Below are 16,735 nucleotides of genomic sequence, written 5' to 3'. Positions count from 1 at the left end.
ACCACAACCAAGGAGTCGGCATGAACCCAGCCATCCAACAAAGCCAAGCCGTTCTGCAGGCCCTGCGGGAACGTGTTTCGCTTTCCACTTCGGAGATGTACATGAAGATCGGTCGCGAAGAGCCAGTGAAGGTGCCCCGTTTCAACGTGGTGCCGCTCGGCAAGAACCTGTTCGATGTGGTGGAGCGCTCCACCGGCGTGTCCCGCGGTGCGCGCACCGGCCACGACGGAGCCTGTCAGTACGCCGACCAGCTCGAGCGCAATGCTGACTTCTTCAGCGCGGCCAAGGCAACTTCACGGCGCTTCGGTTTCCGCATGCTGCGCTGGACGGCCGGGTTCGCCGCGATGATGGTGCTGTTCGCCTACTACGGTGCGCAGCCATGATCGGCGTGCCAATGCCCGATCCACGGGATTCGATAATCGCCAACCTGAACGAGCAAATGAAAGCCTTCTTCGGCGACGGCAACGAAGTGCAGCAGATCGCCCAGGGCGTCAGCGGCGAGAAGGCCGGCACCTACGGTGGTGGGCACAGCAACAAGCTGCGCGCCGAGCGAGACAAGATCGCGCCAAAGCTGAAGCAGGCTGTCGACTCTGGCGCATCTCTGCACCAGGCATGCCTTGCCGCAGGCGTCGACTACAAGCGGGCCCGCCTCATTGCTCGCGAGAACGGCTTCAAACTCCCCAGCAATCCATGAAGCGCATCAGCAATCAGGTGCGCCAGCGCCTTCGCCAATCTCAATTCAACCTCCCACCCAGCGGCCTGCAGGCCATCCCGGAGAAACAGCCATGTCCACAGCAACAGATACAGCCGAGTTTCTTGAAGAGCTCAACGGCGGCGCCTTCGCCAGCCAGATCGGTCACGCCATTTCCGAAGTAGCTGCTGGTGTGGTTGACCACGGCAAGGCCGGCAAGCTGGTGATCACCTTGGACTTCAGCCAGATCGGTGAATCGCACCAGGTGAAGATCAAGCACAAGCTCGATTACAAGGTGCCGACCAAGCGTGGCACTCGTAGCGAAAACACCAGCCTCGACACGCCCATGCACGTGGGTACCGGCGGTCGCGTGACCCTCTTTGCGGAGAAGCACGACCAACTGTTCAGCCGCGACGACGCGCCGATTCCTAAACGCACCTGATCTACCCGCTCACCCTCCCTCCGCAATCCAAGGAAATAAACGATGTCACTTACTAAAGATGCGATTCAGCTCATAACCGATACGGCGCTCGAAGCAAACGGCAAGAAACTGGAAACACTGGTCCCTACCGTAGTGATGCCGGAAAGCTCGAAAGTCATCGACTTGGAGAAGTTCCAGGCCGGGCGCAGCCGCTTCCGTGGCACCTACAGCACTCACTCGCTGGCAGATTTCGGCACCTATGTGGTTGAGCGCGCAGAACCAGGCGCGCGCGGCTTCATCGACCAAGACGCAATGAGCTGTGTCCTGCTGTTCAACCTGGGCACCACCGGCGAGCCCGGCCACGCCGATGACCGCGCCGTGCTCAAGTTGAAGCCAACCGCAGGTTACACCGCCGCCCAGCAAATCGGCGGGCGCGGCATCAGCCAGAAAGACCTGAGCGACTGGATCGAAGACTGGCACCAGTACCTCACACCGGTTGACGAGGAAGGCAAGGCCATCCCCGTGGCTAAGGCCATTGCCGCCGTGCGCACCATCACCATCAAGGCGTCCAGCGAATCAGAAACCACCGTGGGCGAGACCAGCGCCAGCCGTAGCGCGATGGATCAGATCGAAGCGCGCAGTAAAGAAACGCTGCCGGTGTCTCTGCTATTCAGCACGATCCCGTTCGAAGGACTGACCGAGCAAGTCATCACCCTTCGGCTGTCGGTCATCACCAGCGGCGCGCAACCTGTCCTGAAACTGCGCTGGGTGGGCGAGGAAGTCCAGCGCGAAGACATCGCACAGGAATTCAAGGCCGTGCTGCAAAACGGTATCGGCGAAGCTGCCGCATTGTCGTTGGGCGCATTCGATCCAAAGTAAAACAAGGCCGGGAGACCGGCCTTCCTACTCGCTAAATCACGGAAGAGAGGGATCTGGGGGATATGGCCCCATCAGCTTATGGATATTTGGCCACACCATGAACGCCTGAGTCGCTCGACTGCCGCGCAGGCAGTAGACCAAGAACTCGGTCTTGCTCCCGCTGCTCACGCGGTATCGATATTTGCCGCATCCCTCTACATCGGCCTCAGAAAGGGCGCGCGTAATACTTGGATTATCAGCCTTGATCCAGGGTGCCGGGTATTGCTCCTCCAGCGAGCCGGCGGAAACAGCCAGCGGAAGTAAACCAAACACGCTAAGCAATGCTCGCTTCAAATCTTGCTCCTTGATCCGGCTCCATGCCGGTATCCCGTAATACCCCATATCAACGAATCACGCCAGCCGGCGAGGATCCCCTATGTCCGCACAACAGAAGAAACACCCCTTCGATTTCAAAACCCAATACGGACTCGGCTTCAACCCTCAGGACGATGAGATCGTTGTCGACTTCTTCTGTGGCGGCGGCGGCGCCGGTACAGGCCTGGAAATGGGCCTGGGCCGCACGGTGAACGTGGCGAAGAACCACAGCCCGCAAGCGATCAGCATGCACACCGTGAATCACCCAGGCGCCAAGCACTTCACCACCGACGTGTTCGATGGTGACCCGGACACCGAATGCGGCGGCAAGGCCGTGGGCTGGTTCCACATGTCGCCGGACTGCACGCACCACAGCCAGGCAGCCGGCGGCCAGCCACGCAAGCGTGAGATTCGGAACCTTTCCTGGATCGGCTTGAAGTGGGGAGGCAAGAAGCGGCCCCGGGTGATCAGCCTGGAGAATGTGAAACAGATCCTGCAGTGGGGCCGGCTGATCGCCAAGAGGGACAAAGCCACGGGCCGCGTGGTCAAGCTGGACGGCACTATTGCCACACCTGGCGAAGTCGTGCCGGTGGGCCAGCAGTTCCTGATCCCAGACCCGAAGCAGCGTGGCCGCACCTGGCGCCGCTTCGTGGCCTTGCTTGAAGGCATGGGCTATGTCGTTGAGTGGAAGGTGATCAAGGCCTGCGACTTCGGCGCGCCGACCAGCCGGGAACGCCTGTTCATGATCGCCCGGTGCGATGGGCAGCCAATCGTGTGGCCGGAGCCAACCCACGCCAAGAACCCCGCCAAGGGCCAGCAGAAGTGGAAAACGGCCGCTGACTGCATCGACTTCACTGACCTGGGAAAAAGCATCTTTGGTCGCAAGAAAGACCTGGCCCCGGCCACCCTGCGCCGCGTTGCCAAGGGGATGAAGAAGTTCGTCATCGACAGCGCGGCCCCGTTCATCGTGCCTATCGCAAACTGGTCAGGGGAGACGGTGCAGTCGGCCGGCGAGCCGCTGCGCACGATCACCTCCTACCCGAAGGGAGGTGCCTTCTCGGTGGTCAGCCCGGTGATCGCACCGGCAACACACCAGGGCAGCGACCGGATCAACGACCCGCTCGAGCCCTTGCCGACGGTGACCTGCGCGAACCGCGGGGAACTGACGCTGATCAGCCCTGTGATGGTTACCGCTGCCCATGGCGAAGGGAAGCCGGGGGGTGTTCAACGCTGGGGAGACGGTTGTAAATCCTCTGCTGACCCCTTGGGCACGGTCACAGCAAGCGGAGGTCACTCGATCGCATCAGCGCACCTGGTGAAGTTTCGATTCAACGACGCGGGCAAAGCGCTTGACGAGCCACTGCCGACCATCACCAGCGGCGGCAACTATCAGCGCCCGGCCGGGGCCGCACATGCCATGGGCATCTCCACGGTGTTCATGGCCCAGATGAATGGCGGCTTCAACACCACCAACGCCAAGAGCATCGAGGACCCGATGACCACGGTGACCAACACCGGCAGCCAGCAACAGCTGGTCGCGGCGAACCTTGTGCACTTGCGCGGGAACTGCGATGCCCGGGACGTAAATGATCCGCTGCACACCATCAGCGCCGGCGGCCAGCACCACGGGTTGGCCAGCGCATTCATGGAGCGGGCATTCGGCGCCAGTGTTGGCCAGGGCCTGGAAGAACCGGCACCGACTATTACTGCGGGCGGCGGGGGTAAAAGCTCACTGGTGTCGCTCACCCTATCACCCGAACACGAAGCCGGTGCCCTTCGCGTCGCCGCCTTCCTGATCAGCTACTACGGCACCGAGAACATCAGCGCTTGCGACTCGCCGGCGCCGACGATCACCACCAAGGACCGCCTGGCCATGGTCACAGTGATGGTGAAGGGCACGCCCTACGTGATCGTCGACATCTGCCTGCGGATGCTCAAGCCGTCCGAACTGTACAAGGCCCAGGGCTTCCCGGCCGACTACGTCATCAGCCACGGCGCCGACGGCAAACCTTTCACCAAGACCCAGCAGGTGCACATGTGCGGCAACAGTGTTAGCCCGCCGCCGATGGCTGCGCTCGCACGCGCCAACGACCCGTGGCGCACTGAGCAACGCCAAGCGCGCGCCGCATAACTCCCCCACTCCACCGCCCGGGCATGGCCCGGCAAGGACTCCCCGTGACCGAAGTAAAACGATACACCCCAAGCTTGAAGCCTGGGCTGATGATTGAGGATGCCGAAGGGAAATGGGCGAAGTATGAGGTATTGGCCCAGATAGTGGCCCAATGTGAAGACCTGCAACAGCGCCTGACCGCAGCGGATGAACTGGCAGATTTACTGCTGGGGTTGTTGCATGAGGCGCGCCAGCATCATGGCGTAATGCTGATGAGCGACCCACCACAGGATGCATGGAAGTACCACCGCATGAATGAGCGTATCGACGCCGTACTGAACGCCAAGCCCTGAAAAGAGTACATCCGTACTCCGACCGCAAAACCTCTACCCCTCCCCCTTCAAAGTCAGCCGCTATAGCGGCAAGGACGAGTGTGCCCGTGAGCATCATCGACGACGTAATGACCGACAAGATCACCCTGCACGGCCTGGGCTTTGTGCAGATCCAGTTGGAAGGCAAACAGCGCATGCACGTCTGGCACCCTGAGCTGCCGCGCCGGGCGTGCTTTGAGCACTCGGCCATCCACAATCACCGCTTTGATTTTGACTCCCTGGTAATCGTGGGCACGCAGATCAACGTTGAATTTGCCGAGTTACCGCCCGCAGCCGCCTGTTTCAAGCAGGCTACGCATGAGCTGTACATCCATGAAGGCGCCCGCAGCGCCAGGGGCGGCCGGCCATGGGTGCGCAATGGAACTGTAGAGATGCTGCAAACCAGTCGACAGGCCATTGCTGCCGGGTCGATGTATCGCATGCGGGCCTACGACTTTCACCAAACAGAGCCAGGTGGTGACGGAAAGGTAGCGACGATCCTGAAAAAGGGGTGGGAGGGCCAGCAAGGCGCGCAGTCGAGCTGCGTGATCGGTATTGAGCCCGATGGCGACTTCGACCGTTACCAGTGGTCACCAGCCCAACTCTGGGAAATTGTCGCAGATGTGATGCTCGGCCAGGGGGTGACGCCATGATCGCCACCCTCTGGTTCGCCTACGTCTTCATCTACAAGGGGCCAAAGCCATGAGCAGGATGATCAGCATTCGAACCGAAGAGTTGGCCGGGCCCGCGCTTGGATGGGCTATCGAGGCAATCGAGGGAGCCACGCCCTCGCCGGCCGGCCAGCTGCAGTTGGCCTTCTGCGCACCGCCGGTGGACGACGCCCAGTGCGAGCGCCTGATCACCAAATACGCCGTATGGGTCGAGCCCGGCCACGGCGTCAACTGGGTGGCGGACACGAAGCGCGATCCGTTCCAGCGCGTGCACGGTGAGACCCGGGCTGTCGCGGTGTGCCGCGCCGTACTGGCTGAAGCCATCGGCAAGACCTGCAGCGTCCCCGCCGAACTCGTTTAACCCCAATCCCCCTACATGCCTGCCGGTGAGCGGCGGGCGAGGATATCTGCATGCCAAAAGTTATGCGGTCAGTGGCAGACCCGAGTGCAGAGCACGGCTTCCGAATCGAGCCTGCGACATATGAGCAGGCAGAAGAGGCTGCAGGCTTCCGGCTTGATCGTCGACGCAAATACTGGATTACCGAGGACGGCGAGGTCGAGGAAGAAGGCGTCGTGACGCTGGGCTGTAGCGGGTGCAGCTGCGGATGTGAGGGTGGATGCGGTTGCGGTCCATCGTCGGGATGCAGCGAGTGCGGCTACTCCGGTAAGCGGCGCTTCTACTTCGGTTATCCCGCTCAATCACCAGAACAGCGCAAAGAACTTCGCAATCTGTAACCACCTTCTGCCGCCCAGCGCGGCGCGGAGCATCATCATGGCAAAAGTCACCCTGGATGAATGGGCGGCGGCCGAGTTCAAGACGCCGCCGAGCCCCAACACCCTGCGCAAATGGGCCCGAGAGGGCCGAATCGCGCCAGTACCGGTCAAGCACGGGCGCAACTACTATGTAGAGTCCGACGCCCACTACCAAGAACCTGATCAGCAGCCCGTACGGATTGTCGGCGGTAGCCTGATCAGCAGAATAGAGAGAGCACGCAATGGCGCCCAGGCCGCGTAACACCGGGTCAAAGGATCTTCCGCCCAATCTCTACCGCAAGACCGACGCCCGCAACGGCGTCACTTATTACACATACCGCGACCCAATCAGTGGTCGCGTATTCGGCCTGGGCAAGGATAAGGAGGCGGCGATCCGTGAGGCCGTCGCCGCCAACCACGCAGATGCCATCAAGCCAACGCTCGCAGAGCGCATCAGCACCCCGGCGCCAGCACCTGGCAAATTGTTTTCGGAATGGCTGGACGAATACCGCGAGCTGTTCGCCGAGCGCAAGCTGTCAGCCAGCAGCAACAAGAACGTGGGCATGCGGTTAAACCGCCTGACGGCAGTATTCGGCTCGAAGGGGATTAAAGACATCACGACGATGGATGTGGCCGATTACCTGACTGGTATGGCCAAGGAGGGAAAGGCGCAGATGGCCAGGGCAATGCGTTCGCTGTTGCGAGACGTGTTCGCTGAGGCGCAGGCACGGGGGTGGGCAGACGCCAACCCGGTTGAGGTGACCAAGGCGGCGCGGGTGAACATCAAGCGCGAACGGCTGACGCTGGAACTGTGGAAGGCAATTTACGAGGAGGCCACGAAACCCTGGCTTCGCAGAGCAATGGAACTGGCGGTGCTCACCGGCCAGCGCCGGGACGACATAGCCTCTATGCTTTTCAAGGACGTGCACGACGGCTTCCTGCATGTCGTTCAGTCCAAGACCGGGGCCAGGCTGCGAATCAGCACCGCGCTTCGACTTGAGTCCGTCGGGCTGGACCTGGCCGCCGTAATAAAACAATGCCGCGACCGCGTTCTGTCACAACACCTGGTGCACCATGCACAAGCTTCGGGCCGGGCAAAGGCTGGCCAGCCGCTGGTACTGGACACGCTGAGCTCTGCCTTTGCCGAAGCGCGCGACAAAGCCGGCGTGAAGCTTGGGATAACTTTTGGCCGTCAGCCACCGTCCTTTCACGAACAGCGCTCCCTCGCCGCTCGCCTTCACGAGCTTGAGGGCCGCGATGCCCAAAAACTGCTTGGTCACCGTTCGGCCACTATGACCGACCTCTACCGAGACAGCCGAGGCGCTGAGTGGATCGACGTGGCATAATCGACGGCTGAATTTTAGGGCGATATTGGGGAAGTTTTGGGGAAGAATTTATGCCCAATGAAATCAAGCACTTACAGCTTTACGGCATCAAAGCCTGCGACACCATGAAAAAGGCGCGCACCTGGCTCGATGAGCACGGCGTCAGCTATGAGTTTCACGACTACAAAACGGCCGGTATCGACCGCGAACACTTGACCCAATGGTGCGACGAGCACGGTTGGCAGGTGGTTTTGAACCGTGCGGGCACCACCTTTCGCAAACTCGAAGACGAACGCAAAGCCGATCTCGATCAGTCGAAAGCCATTGAATTGATGCTCGCACAACCTTCGATGATCAAGCGCCCGGTGCTGGATCTCGGTGACAGAACCCTGATTGGCTTCAAGCCAGATAGTTATTCGGCGGCCCTCAAGTAGGCCAGCCCTTTCCATTTTTGTAGAGGTAACAGCATGTCCAATTCCCTGTTCAGCCTGGGCTTCGGCGTCGGCACTCAGAACCGCCAAGGTGCTTGGCTGGAAGTGTTTTACGCACAACCGCTGCTCAACCCGTCGGCAGAAATCATCAACGCCATCGCGCCGATCCTCGGCTACACCGAAGGCAACCAGGCGATCACCTTCACCATCAGCCAAGCGCTGCAACTGGCTGATGCGCTCAAGAATGTCGACGCCACCCAAGCCGCGCTGCTCAACCGCCTGGCCGAAAGCCACACACCGCTGGTCGCCACCCTGCTGGCCGAAGACGCCGCACTGACCTCCACGCCTGAGGCCTACCTCAAGCTGCACCTGCTGTCCCACCGCCTGGTCAAGCCCCATGGCCTGAGCCTGGCCGGTGTGTTCCCGCAGTTGCCAAACGTGGCCTGGACCAGCCAGGGCGCGATCGACATCAACGAACTGGCCGAGCGCCAACTGGAAGCCCGCCTGCGTGGCGAGCTGCTGGAAGTGTTCTCGGTGGACAAGTTCCCGAAAATGACCGACTACGTGGTGCCGAGCGGCGTGCGTATCGCTGACGCAGCACGCATCCGCCTGGGCGCCTACGTGGGCGAAGGCACCACCGTGATGCACGAAGGCTTCGTCAACTTCAACGCCGGCACCGAAGGCCCGGGCATGATCGAAGGCCGTGTATCGGCGGGCGTATTCGTCGGCAAGGGCTCGGACCTGGGCGGCGGTTGCTCCACCATGGGCACCCTGTCGGGCGGCGGCAACATCGTGATCAAGGTCGGCGAAGGCTGCCTGATCGGCGCCAACGCCGGTATCGGTATCCCGTTGGGCGACCGCAACACGGTGGAGTCGGGACTGTACGTCACCGCCGGCACCAAGGTTGCGTTGCTGGACGAGCAGAACCAGTTGGTCAAGGTGGTCAAGGCGCGTGAGCTGGCCGGCCAGCCGGACCTGCTGTTCCGCCGTAACTCCGAGACCGGTGCCGTGGAGTGCAAAACCCACAAATCGGCCATCGAACTGAACGAAGCGCTGCACGCTCACAACTAAGCAGCCACTCGATGCCACTAGCGGGCCCCGACCCTGGGGCTCGCTTATACGAGTCTTGAACACCATGCTAGTGCCCTCCCCCTGGCGCGCCGACTTTCCGGCCATCGCCACCCTGCAACGGCAAGACCAGACCTACCTGGACAACGCCGCCACCACGCAAAAACCCCAGGCTTTGTTGGATGCCATCAGCCATTACTACGCCAACGGCGCAGCCAATGTGCACCGGGCCCAGCATTTGCCAGGCGCCCATGCGACCCAGGCGTTTGAAGACAGCCGCAGCAAGGTCGCGCAGTGGTTGAATGCAGGCGACAGCGGGCAGATCGTATTCACCCACGGCGCAACTTCAGCGCTGAACCTCCTGGCCTATGGCCTTGAGCACTTATTCAATGCGGGCGATGAGATTGTCATCAGCGCCCTGGAACACCACGCCAACCTGCTGCCCTGGCAGCAATTGGCCAAGCGCCGCGCACTGAACCTGGTGGTACTGCCGCTGGGCGATGACGGCGTGATCGACCTGGCTGCCGCTGCCGAGCTGATCGGTCCGCGTACACGGTTATTGGCAGTGAGCCAGCTGTCCAACGTGCTCGGCGCCTGGCAGCCGCTGGAAGCCTTGCTGGCACTCGCTCAGCCACACGGCGCGCTGACCGTGATCGACGGCGCCCAAGGTATCGTCCATGGTCGTCACGACGTGCAGGCCCTGGGTTGCGACTTCTATGTATTTTCCAGCCACAAGCTGTATGGCCCGGATGGCGTTGGCGTGCTGTTTGGTCGCAACGAAGCCCTGCACCACCTGCGCCACTGGCAGTTTGGCGGCGAGATGGTGCAGCAGGCCGACTACCACAGCGCCAGCTTTCGCCCTGCGCCGCTGGGTTTTGAGGCCGGTACACCACCGATTGCCAGCGTGATTGGCCTGGGCGCCAGCCTGGATTACCTGAGTTCGCTGGACCAGCAGGCCGTCGTTGCCCACGAAGCGGCGCTGCATGACTACTTGTTGCGCGGACTCAACGCGCGCAATGGCGTGCGCGTACTCGGATCACCGCAGGTCGCTCTGGTGAGTTTTGTCGTGGAGGGCGTGCATAACGCCGACCTCGCTCATCTGCTGACCGAGCAAGGCATTGCCGTGCGCGCCGGGCATCACTGCGCCATGCCGTTGCTCAAGGCGATGCATCTGTCGGGAGCGATTCGTGTGTCCCTGGCGCTGTATAACGATTCCGATGACTTGGAACGCTTCTTCGAAGCGCTGGACCAGTCCCTGGACATGCTGCGATGAGCTTGCCGGTAGAGGCCGTTGCCGCGCTTGAAGCCTTCCAGGCCGTCGGCAGTTGGGAGCAGCGCGCGCGGATGCTGATGCAATGGGGCGAGCGTCTACCTGCCCTGCCCGATGAGGATAAAGTCGACGCCAATCTCGTACAGGGCTGCGAAAGCCTGGTGTGGCTGGTCGGGCAGTTGCACGATGGCCACTGGCAGTTCGCCGCCAGCAGTGATGCACGGATGATTCGTGGGTTGGTGGCGTTGCTGCTGGCGCGGGTCAATGGGTTGTCGGCGGCGGAGTTGCAGGCGGTTGACTTGCCGGATTGGTTCGCGCAACTGGGGCTTTCCCGCCAACTGTCACCGTCGCGCAGCAATGGCCTGAACGCTGTGCTGCAGCGTATGCGGGCATTAAGCCTTACACAAAACTAAGTGTGGGAGCGGGCTTGCTCGCGAAAGCGCAGTGTCAGTAGATACATCATTGACTGAATCACCGCATTCGCGAGCAAGCCCGCTCCCACATTTGGATCTATGTTCAGCAGTGAGATCTAGGCGGGTCTGATCCGCTCCGACGGCCTGCGCACCCCGGCCACGATCTTGTCCACCGCCTTGGTGGCCGCCACCATGCCGAACGTAGCCGTCACCATCATCACCGCACCAAAGCCGCCCGCGCAGTCCAGCTTCACGCCATCCCCGACAAAACTCTTCTGCAAACAAATGCTGCCGTCCGGCTTGGGATAGCGCAGCTGTTCGGTGGAAAACACACACGGCACGCTGTAATGACGGGTCACGGTGCGGGAGAAGTTGTAGTCGCGGCGCAGGGTCGAGCGCACTTTCGACGCCAACGGGTCATTGAAGGTGCGGTTCAAGTCGCAGACCTGGATCAACGTCGGGTCAATCTGCCCACCAGCGCCGCCGGTGGTGATGATCTGGATCTTGCGGCGCTTGCACCAGGCAATCAGCGCGGCCTTGGCATTCACCGCGTCGATGCAGTCAATCACGCAGTCGATGTCCGGCGTGATGTATTCGGCCATGGTGTCACGGGTCACGAAGTCCGCCACCGCATGAACGGTGCAATCCGGGTTGATGCCGCGCAGGCGCTCAGCCATCACCTCGACCTTGGGCTTGCCCACGGTGCTGTCCAGCGCGTGCAACTGGCGGTTGCTGTTGCTGACGCAGACATCATCCAGGTCAAACAGCGAAATCTCGCCCACTCCGCAACGGGCCACGGCTTCCGCCGCCCAAGAGCCCACGCCGCCGACGCCGACGATCGCCACATGGGCCGCCTTCAAGCGTTCCAGGCCTTCAATGCCATACAAGCGGGCGACGCCTGCAAACCGCGGATCTTCTGTACTCATGACCATTACCCCAAAAACCGGCGCGCATTATGGACTACGCAGCGACAAGTTCGAAGCGACAAGCTACAAGTAAAGAACTTAGATGGTCTTTCGCGGACTAATGTCCGGTTTTTCTCTGCTTGCTGTACGGTCAGGGAAGGGCCGGTGTAGGATGCGCGCCGTTCGGCGTAGGCCGACACCTCTTTTCGTTCCACACCCTTTGGAACCCGAGATAGCCATGGCATCGCGTAAATTTGGACTCAACCTGGTGATCGTGCTGGCAATCGCCGCGCTGTTCACCGGTTTCTGGGCGCTGATCAACCGCCCCGTCACCACCCCCAACTGGCCTGAACAGATCTCCGGTTTTTCCTACTCGCCGTTCCAGCAAGGCCAGTATCCGCAGAAGGACCAGTACCCGACCGACGACCAGATGCGTCGCGACCTCGAGATCATGAGCAAGCTGACGGACAACATCCGTACCTACTCGGTCGACGGCACCCTGGGAGATATTCCCAAGCTGGCCGAAGAGTTCGGCCTGCGTGTGACCCTGGGGATCTGGATCAGCCCGGACCTTGAGCGCAACGAGCGAGAAATCCAGCGCGCCATCGAAATAGCCAACAGCTCGCGCAGTGTCGTGCGGGTTGTGGTCGGTAACGAAGCGCTGTTCCGTGAAGAAATCACCCCTGAAGCGCTGATCGTGCTGCTGGACCGCGTGCGCGCCGCCGTGAAAGTACCGGTGACCACGTCCGAGCAGTGGCATATCTGGGAAAAGAACCCGCAATTGGCCAAGCACGTCGACCTGATCGCCGCGCACATCCTGCCGTTCTGGGAATACATCCCGATGGACAAGGCCGGCCAGTACGTACTCGACCGCGCCCGCGACCTGAAGAAACTGTTCCCGAAAAAACCGCTGTTGCTGTCGGAAGTGGGCTGGCCGAGCAACGGCCGCATGCGCGGGGGCAATGAAACCTCCCCGGCCGACCAGGCGATCTACCTGCGGACGCTGGTGAACAAGCTGAATCGCCAGGGCTTCAACTACTTCGTGATCGAGGCCTTCGATCAGCCGTGGAAAGTCAGCGACGAAGGCTCGGCGGGCGCTTACTGGGGCGTGTACAACGCCGCACGCCAGCAGAAATTCAACTTTGAAGGGCCGGTGGTCGCGATCCCGCAATGGCGCGTGCTGGCCATCGGCTCGGTGGTGCTCGCGCTGCTGTCCCTGACCCTGCTGATGATCGACGGCTCGGCCCTGCGCCAGCGTGGTCGTACCTTCCTGACCTTTATCGCGTTCCTCTGCGGTTCGGTGCTGGTGTGGATCGGCTACGACTACAGCCAGCAATACAGCACCTGGTTCAGTGTCACCGTGGGCATCCTGCTCGCCCTCGGCGCCTTGGGCGTGTTTATCGTGTTGCTGACCGAAGCCCACGAACTGGCGGAAGCGGTGTGGACCCACAAGCGTCGGCGTGAATTCCTGCCGGTCGAGGGGGATTCGGACTACCGCCCGAAAGTGTCGATCCACGTGCCGTGCTACAACGAGCCGCCGGAGATGGTCAAACAGACCCTCGACGCCCTGGCCGCCCTGGATTACCCGGACTACGAAGTCCTGATCATCGACAACAACACCAAGGACCCAGCGGTGTGGGAGCCGGTGCGCGACTATTGCGAAACCCTCGGTCCGCGCTTCAAGTTCTTCCACGTCGCGCCCCTGGCCGGTTTCAAGGGTGGTGCGCTGAACTACCTGATCCCGCACACCGCCAAGGACGCCGAAGTGATCGCGGTGATCGACTCCGACTACTGCGTATCACCGAACTGGCTCAAGCACATGGTCCCGCACTTCGCCGACCCGAAAATCGCCGTGGTGCAGTCGCCGCAGGATTATCGCGACCAGAACGAAAGCACCTTCAAGAAGCTCTGCTACGCGGAATACAAGGGCTTCTTCCATATCGGCATGGTCACCCGCAACGACCGTGACGCGATCATCCAGCACGGCACCATGACCATGACCCGTCGCTCGGTGCTTGAAGAACTGGGCTGGGCCGACTGGTGCATCTGTGAAGACGCCGAACTGGGCCTACGCGTATTCGAGAAAGGCCTGTCGGCGGCGTATTACCACGACAGTTACGGCAAGGGCTTGATGCCGGATACGTTTATCGACTTCAAGAAACAGCGTTTCCGCTGGGCTTACGGTGCGATCCAGATCATCAAGCGTCACACCGCAAGCCTCCTGCGCGGCAAGGACACCGAGTTGACCCGTGGCCAGCGTTATCACTTCCTCGCGGGCTGGTTGCCGTGGGTGGCGGATGGCATGAACATCTTCTTCACCGTCGGCGCGTTGTTGTGGTCGGCGGCGATGATCATCGTGCCGACGCGGGTTGACCCGCCGCTGCTGATTTTCGCGATCCCGCCGTTGGCATTGTTTGTGTTCAAGGTGGGCAAGATCATTTTCCTCTACCGTCGCGCGGTAGGCGTGAACTTGAAGGATGCGTTTTGCGCGGCCCTGGCCGGCCTGGCGTTGTCACACACGATTGCCAAGGCGGTGTTGTATGGCTTCTTCACCACCAGCATTCCGTTCTTCCGCACACCGAAAAACGCGGATAACCATGGCTTCTGGGTGGCGATTTCCGAAGCCCGCGAAGAAATGTTCATCATGCTGCTGTTGTGGGGCGCGGCGCTGGGGATTTACCTGGTGCAGGGCCTGCCGAGCAATGACATCCGCTTCTGGGTGGTGATGTTGCTGGTGCAGTCGCTGCCGTATGTGGCGGCACTGATCATGGCGTTCCTGTCTTCGTTGCCGAAACCTGCGGCGAAGGCTGAGCCTGTCACAGCCGTGTAAAAACTTGCGCAATGCACTAAACGGCGGCCTCTGGCCGCCGTTTTGCTATAAGATAACGGCCGTTTTGCACGCCTTGCTTTAACTGTAGGAGCTGGCTTGCCAGCGATGGACGTCAACGATGACGCGCTCTGTCTGAAAGAGGCGCGCTGCCCTTGCGAACATCGCCGGCAAGCCGGCTCCTACAGTAGAACGTTGCCGCCCCATAATATGCTTCCCGGAGTTCCCCCCATGACGGCCCATGCCGACCTTTCGCCGACCCTTCAACTTGCCATCGACCTGATCCGTCGCCCATCGGTCACGCCGATTGACGCCGATTGCCAGAAGCTGATGATGCAGCGCCTGGGCGACGCCGGTTTTGCGCTTGAGCCCATGCGCATCGAAGACGTGGACAACTTCTGGGCCACCCATGGCAAGCACGAAGGCCCGGTGCTGTGCTTCGCCGGTCATACCGACGTGGTGCCAACCGGCCCGGTGCAGGCCTGGCAAAACGACCCGTTCGACGCGTTGATCGATGAAAACGGCATGCTTTGCGGGCGTGGCGCAGCAGACATGAAAGGCAGCCTGGCCGCGATGCTGGTGGCGTCGGAGCGTTTTGTCGCCGACTACCCGGACCACAAGGGCTCGGTGGCCTTCCTGATCACCAGCGATGAAGAAGGCCCGGCGCACCATGGCACCAAAGCCGTGATCGAACGCCTGGCCGCACGCAAGGAGCGCCTGGACTGGTGCATCGTCGGCGAACCATCGAGCACTACGCTGGTGGGCGATGTGGTCAAGAACGGCCGTCGCGGTTCCCTCGGCGCCACCCTGACGGTGCGCGGCGTACAAGGCCACGTGGCCTACCCGCACCTGGCGAAGAATCCGATCCACCTGGCTGCGCCGGCCCTGGCCGAATTAGCCGCTGAGCACTGGGACGACGGCAACACCTTCTTCCCGCCCACCAGTTTCCAAATCTCCAACCTCAACTCCGGTACCGGCGCGACCAACGTGATTCCCGGTGACCTGACGGCAGTGTTCAACTTCCGCTTCTCCACCGAGTCCACCGTCGAAGGCCTGCAGCAGCGCGTTGCGGCGATCCTCGACAAACACGGTCTGGACTGGCACGTGGAGTGGGCGCTGTCGGGCCTGCCGTTCCTCACCGAACCGGGCGCGTTGCTGGATGCGGTCTCAGCCAGCATCAAGGCGATCACCGGTCGCGAAACCCAGGCGTCCACCAGCGGCGGTACTTCTGATGGGCGTTTCATCGCCACGTTGGGTACGCAAGTGGTCGAGTTGGGCCCGGTCAACGCGACAATCCACCAGGTCAACGAGCGCATCCTCGCCAGTGACCTCGATGTGCTGACCGAAATCTACTACCAGACCCTGATCAAGTTGCTCGCCTGATGCTCGCGTGCCCTCTTTGCAGCGCCCCGCTCACCGCGGTGGACAATGGCGTGGCGTGCCCGGCCGGACATCGTTTCGACCGCGCACGCCAGGGTTACTTGAACCTGTTGCCGGTGCAGCACAAGAACAGCCGCGACCCGGGCGATAACTTGGCGATGGTGGAGGCGCGCCGCGACTTCCTCAACGCCGGGCACTACGCCCCAGTGGCCAAACGCCTGGCCGAACTGGCCGCAGAACGTGCCCCGGCGCGCTGGGTCGACATCGGCTGTGGCGAGGGTTACTACACCGCGCAGATCGCCGACGCCCTGCCCCACGCCGATGGCTACGCGCTGGATATCTCCAAGGAAGCAGTCAAGCGTGCCTGCAAGCGCACCCCAGCGCTGACCTGGCTGATCGCGAGCATGGCCCGTGTGCCGTTGGCGTCAGGCAGCTGCCAGTTTCTCGCCAGCGTGTTCAGCCCATTGGACTGGGAAGAGGCCAAGCGCCTGCTCAGCCCCGGCGGTGGGTTAATGAAGGTCGGCCCGACCAGCGGTCACCTGATGGAACTGCGCGAACGCCTGTACGACGAAGTGCGCGAGTACACCGACGACAAGCACCTGGCCCTGGTGCCGGATGGCATGAGCCTGGCGCACAGCGAGACGCTGGAATTCACCCTGAGCCTCGCCGAGCCCCAGGACCGCGCCAACCTGCTGGCCATGACCCCACACGGCTGGCGTGCCAGCGCCGAGCGTCGCGCACAGGTGATTGAGGCGGCTGAGCCGCTGGTGGTCACTGTGTCGATGCGCTACGACTATTTCGTGCTTCAATAACTGACTTTCCAGTATCCGCGAATGGATTTTCGAATCCCGCAACGAGGAACATCC

The 16,735-nt window shown here is 61.7% G+C and carries 19 protein-coding genes; 17 read left to right on the top strand and 2 right to left on the bottom strand.

Annotation, left to right across the window (positions count from 1 at the left end; all coding sequences use genetic code 11):
* The first annotated feature begins 20 nt into the window (after window positions 1-20).
* From U367_RS0125730 to U367_RS0125715, 4 genes are all read left to right on the top strand, one after another.
* A complete protein-coding gene (locus U367_RS0125730; RefSeq protein WP_028619158.1) occupies window positions 21-383 on the top strand; it encodes a hypothetical protein in 363 nt (120 codons plus the stop codon).
* A complete protein-coding gene (locus U367_RS0125725) occupies window positions 380-694 on the top strand; it encodes a hypothetical protein (protein WP_028619157.1) in 315 nt (104 codons plus the stop codon). The genes U367_RS0125730 and U367_RS0125725 overlap by 4 nt, the downstream gene beginning before the upstream one ends.
* Window positions 695-785: 91 nt before the next feature.
* Complete coding sequence (locus U367_RS0125720) at window positions 786-1,133, top strand: hypothetical protein (protein ID WP_028619156.1); 348 nt, start codon at window positions 786-788, stop codon at window positions 1,131-1,133.
* 42 nt (window positions 1,134-1,175) lie between these two features.
* The gene (locus U367_RS0125715) at window positions 1,176-1,991 is read left to right on the top strand and encodes a DUF2303 family protein (RefSeq protein ID WP_028619155.1); all 816 of its coding nucleotides are present in this window, start codon (window positions 1,176-1,178) and stop codon (window positions 1,989-1,991) included.
* 36 nt (window positions 1,992-2,027) lie between these two features.
* Here U367_RS0125715 and U367_RS0125710 read toward each other — a convergent pair whose 3' ends face one another.
* On the bottom strand, window positions 2,028-2,324 hold the full coding sequence (locus U367_RS0125710) for a hypothetical protein (RefSeq protein WP_152537936.1): 297 nt from the start codon (window positions 2,322-2,324) through the stop codon (window positions 2,028-2,030).
* Window positions 2,325-2,406: 82 nt separating this feature from the next.
* On the opposite strand from U367_RS0125710, the gene U367_RS0125705 reads away from it, so the two are divergent.
* From U367_RS0125705 to U367_RS0125660, 10 genes are all read left to right on the top strand, one after another.
* Complete coding sequence (locus U367_RS0125705) at window positions 2,407-4,476, top strand: DNA cytosine methyltransferase (protein ID WP_028619153.1); 2,070 nt, start codon at window positions 2,407-2,409, stop codon at window positions 4,474-4,476.
* 44 nt (window positions 4,477-4,520) lie between these two features.
* Window positions 4,521-4,808 carry a hypothetical protein gene (locus U367_RS0125700; protein ID WP_152537935.1) on the top strand — a complete coding sequence of 96 codons (288 nt, stop codon included), beginning with the start codon at window positions 4,521-4,523 and terminating at the stop codon, window positions 4,806-4,808.
* Between the two features lie 107 nt (window positions 4,809-4,915).
* The gene (locus tag U367_RS0125695) at window positions 4,916-5,479 is read left to right on the top strand and encodes a hypothetical protein (protein WP_084651074.1); all 564 of its coding nucleotides are present in this window, start codon (window positions 4,916-4,918) and stop codon (window positions 5,477-5,479) included.
* 49 nt (window positions 5,480-5,528) lie between these two features.
* Window positions 5,529-5,858 (top strand): hypothetical protein, encoded by a 330-nt coding sequence (locus U367_RS0125690; RefSeq protein ID WP_028619150.1) that lies wholly within the window; start codon window positions 5,529-5,531, stop codon window positions 5,856-5,858.
* A gap of 411 nt (window positions 5,859-6,269) precedes the next feature.
* A complete protein-coding gene (locus tag U367_RS0125685; RefSeq protein ID WP_028619149.1) occupies window positions 6,270-6,512 on the top strand; it encodes an excisionase in 243 nt (80 codons plus the stop codon).
* Window positions 6,493-7,596: a phage integrase Arm DNA-binding domain-containing protein gene (locus tag U367_RS0125680; RefSeq protein WP_028619148.1), complete on the top strand. Its 1,104-nt coding sequence runs from the start codon at window positions 6,493-6,495 to the stop codon at window positions 7,594-7,596. Before U367_RS0125685 ends, U367_RS0125680 begins: the two co-directional genes overlap by 20 nt.
* Window positions 7,597-7,646: 50 nt before the next feature.
* On the top strand, window positions 7,647-8,009 hold the full coding sequence (locus tag U367_RS0125675; protein ID WP_028619147.1) for an ArsC family reductase: 363 nt from the start codon (window positions 7,647-7,649) through the stop codon (window positions 8,007-8,009).
* 33 nt (window positions 8,010-8,042) lie between these two features.
* Complete coding sequence (gene dapD / locus U367_RS0125670; RefSeq protein WP_028619146.1) at window positions 8,043-9,077, top strand: 2,3,4,5-tetrahydropyridine-2,6-dicarboxylate N-succinyltransferase; 1,035 nt, start codon at window positions 8,043-8,045, stop codon at window positions 9,075-9,077.
* A gap of 64 nt (window positions 9,078-9,141) precedes the next feature.
* Window positions 9,142-10,347 (top strand): aminotransferase class V-fold PLP-dependent enzyme, encoded by a 1,206-nt coding sequence (locus U367_RS0125665; RefSeq protein ID WP_028619145.1) that lies wholly within the window; start codon window positions 9,142-9,144, stop codon window positions 10,345-10,347.
* A complete protein-coding gene (locus tag U367_RS0125660) occupies window positions 10,344-10,757 on the top strand; it encodes a SufE family protein (RefSeq protein WP_028619144.1) in 414 nt (137 codons plus the stop codon). Before U367_RS0125665 ends, U367_RS0125660 begins: the two co-directional genes overlap by 4 nt.
* Window positions 10,758-10,873: 116 nt before the next feature.
* On the opposite strand, the gene tcdA is transcribed toward U367_RS0125660, so the two are convergent.
* Window positions 10,874-11,683, bottom strand: a complete 810-nt coding sequence (tcdA, locus tag U367_RS0125655) for a tRNA cyclic N6-threonylcarbamoyladenosine(37) synthase TcdA (RefSeq protein WP_028619143.1) — start codon at window positions 11,681-11,683, stop codon at window positions 10,874-10,876.
* Between the two features lie 217 nt (window positions 11,684-11,900).
* On the opposite strand from tcdA, the gene U367_RS0125650 reads away from it, so the two are divergent.
* The 3 genes from U367_RS0125650 to U367_RS0125640 all read left to right on the top strand — a co-directional run bounded on the left by U367_RS0125650 (window position 11,901) and on the right by U367_RS0125640 (window position 16,681).
* Complete coding sequence (locus tag U367_RS0125650) at window positions 11,901-14,492, top strand: glycosyltransferase (protein ID WP_028619142.1); 2,592 nt, start codon at window positions 11,901-11,903, stop codon at window positions 14,490-14,492.
* Between the two features lie 228 nt (window positions 14,493-14,720).
* A complete protein-coding gene (dapE, locus tag U367_RS0125645; RefSeq protein ID WP_028619141.1) occupies window positions 14,721-15,872 on the top strand; it encodes a succinyl-diaminopimelate desuccinylase in 1,152 nt (383 codons plus the stop codon).
* Complete coding sequence (locus tag U367_RS0125640; RefSeq protein WP_028619140.1) at window positions 15,872-16,681, top strand: putative RNA methyltransferase; 810 nt, start codon at window positions 15,872-15,874, stop codon at window positions 16,679-16,681. Before dapE ends, U367_RS0125640 begins: the two co-directional genes overlap by 1 nt.
* Window positions 16,682-16,735: the final 54 nt, after the last annotated feature.

The organism is Pseudomonas canadensis, assembly GCF_000503215.1.
GTDB lineage: Bacteria > Pseudomonadota > Gammaproteobacteria > Pseudomonadales > Pseudomonadaceae > Aquipseudomonas > Aquipseudomonas canadensis.
The sequence above is the reverse complement of the archived record's forward strand: the minus strand, read 5'-3'. Positions and strand labels throughout refer to the sequence as shown.

Coding starts and splice junctions, on each gene's coding strand:
- U367_RS0125720 (WP_028619156.1), top strand. CDS start 786: ATGTCCACAGCAACAGATACAGCCGAGTTTCTTGAAGAGCTCAACGGC.
- tcdA (WP_028619143.1), bottom strand. CDS start 11,683: ATGAGTACAGAAGATCCGCGGTTTGCAGGCGTCGCCCGCTTGTATGGC.
- U367_RS0125730 (WP_028619158.1), top strand. CDS start 21: ATGAACCCAGCCATCCAACAAAGCCAAGCCGTTCTGCAGGCCCTGCGG.
- U367_RS0125675 (WP_028619147.1), top strand. CDS start 7,647: ATGCCCAATGAAATCAAGCACTTACAGCTTTACGGCATCAAAGCCTGC.
- U367_RS0125695 (WP_084651074.1), top strand. CDS start 4,916: ATGACCGACAAGATCACCCTGCACGGCCTGGGCTTTGTGCAGATCCAG.
- U367_RS0125665 (WP_028619145.1), top strand. CDS start 9,142: ATGCTAGTGCCCTCCCCCTGGCGCGCCGACTTTCCGGCCATCGCCACC.
- U367_RS0125715 (WP_028619155.1), top strand. CDS start 1,176: ATGTCACTTACTAAAGATGCGATTCAGCTCATAACCGATACGGCGCTC.
- U367_RS0125725 (WP_028619157.1), top strand. CDS start 380: ATGATCGGCGTGCCAATGCCCGATCCACGGGATTCGATAATCGCCAAC.
- U367_RS0125640 (WP_028619140.1), top strand. CDS start 15,872: ATGCTCGCGTGCCCTCTTTGCAGCGCCCCGCTCACCGCGGTGGACAAT.
- U367_RS0125690 (WP_028619150.1), top strand. CDS start 5,529: ATGAGCAGGATGATCAGCATTCGAACCGAAGAGTTGGCCGGGCCCGCG.
- U367_RS0125705 (WP_028619153.1), top strand. CDS start 2,407: ATGTCCGCACAACAGAAGAAACACCCCTTCGATTTCAAAACCCAATAC.
- U367_RS0125680 (WP_028619148.1), top strand. CDS start 6,493: ATGGCGCCCAGGCCGCGTAACACCGGGTCAAAGGATCTTCCGCCCAAT.
- dapD (WP_028619146.1), top strand. CDS start 8,043: ATGTCCAATTCCCTGTTCAGCCTGGGCTTCGGCGTCGGCACTCAGAAC.
- U367_RS0125660 (WP_028619144.1), top strand. CDS start 10,344: ATGAGCTTGCCGGTAGAGGCCGTTGCCGCGCTTGAAGCCTTCCAGGCC.
- U367_RS0125685 (WP_028619149.1), top strand. CDS start 6,270: ATGGCAAAAGTCACCCTGGATGAATGGGCGGCGGCCGAGTTCAAGACG.
- U367_RS0125650 (WP_028619142.1), top strand. CDS start 11,901: ATGGCATCGCGTAAATTTGGACTCAACCTGGTGATCGTGCTGGCAATC.
- dapE (WP_028619141.1), top strand. CDS start 14,721: ATGACGGCCCATGCCGACCTTTCGCCGACCCTTCAACTTGCCATCGAC.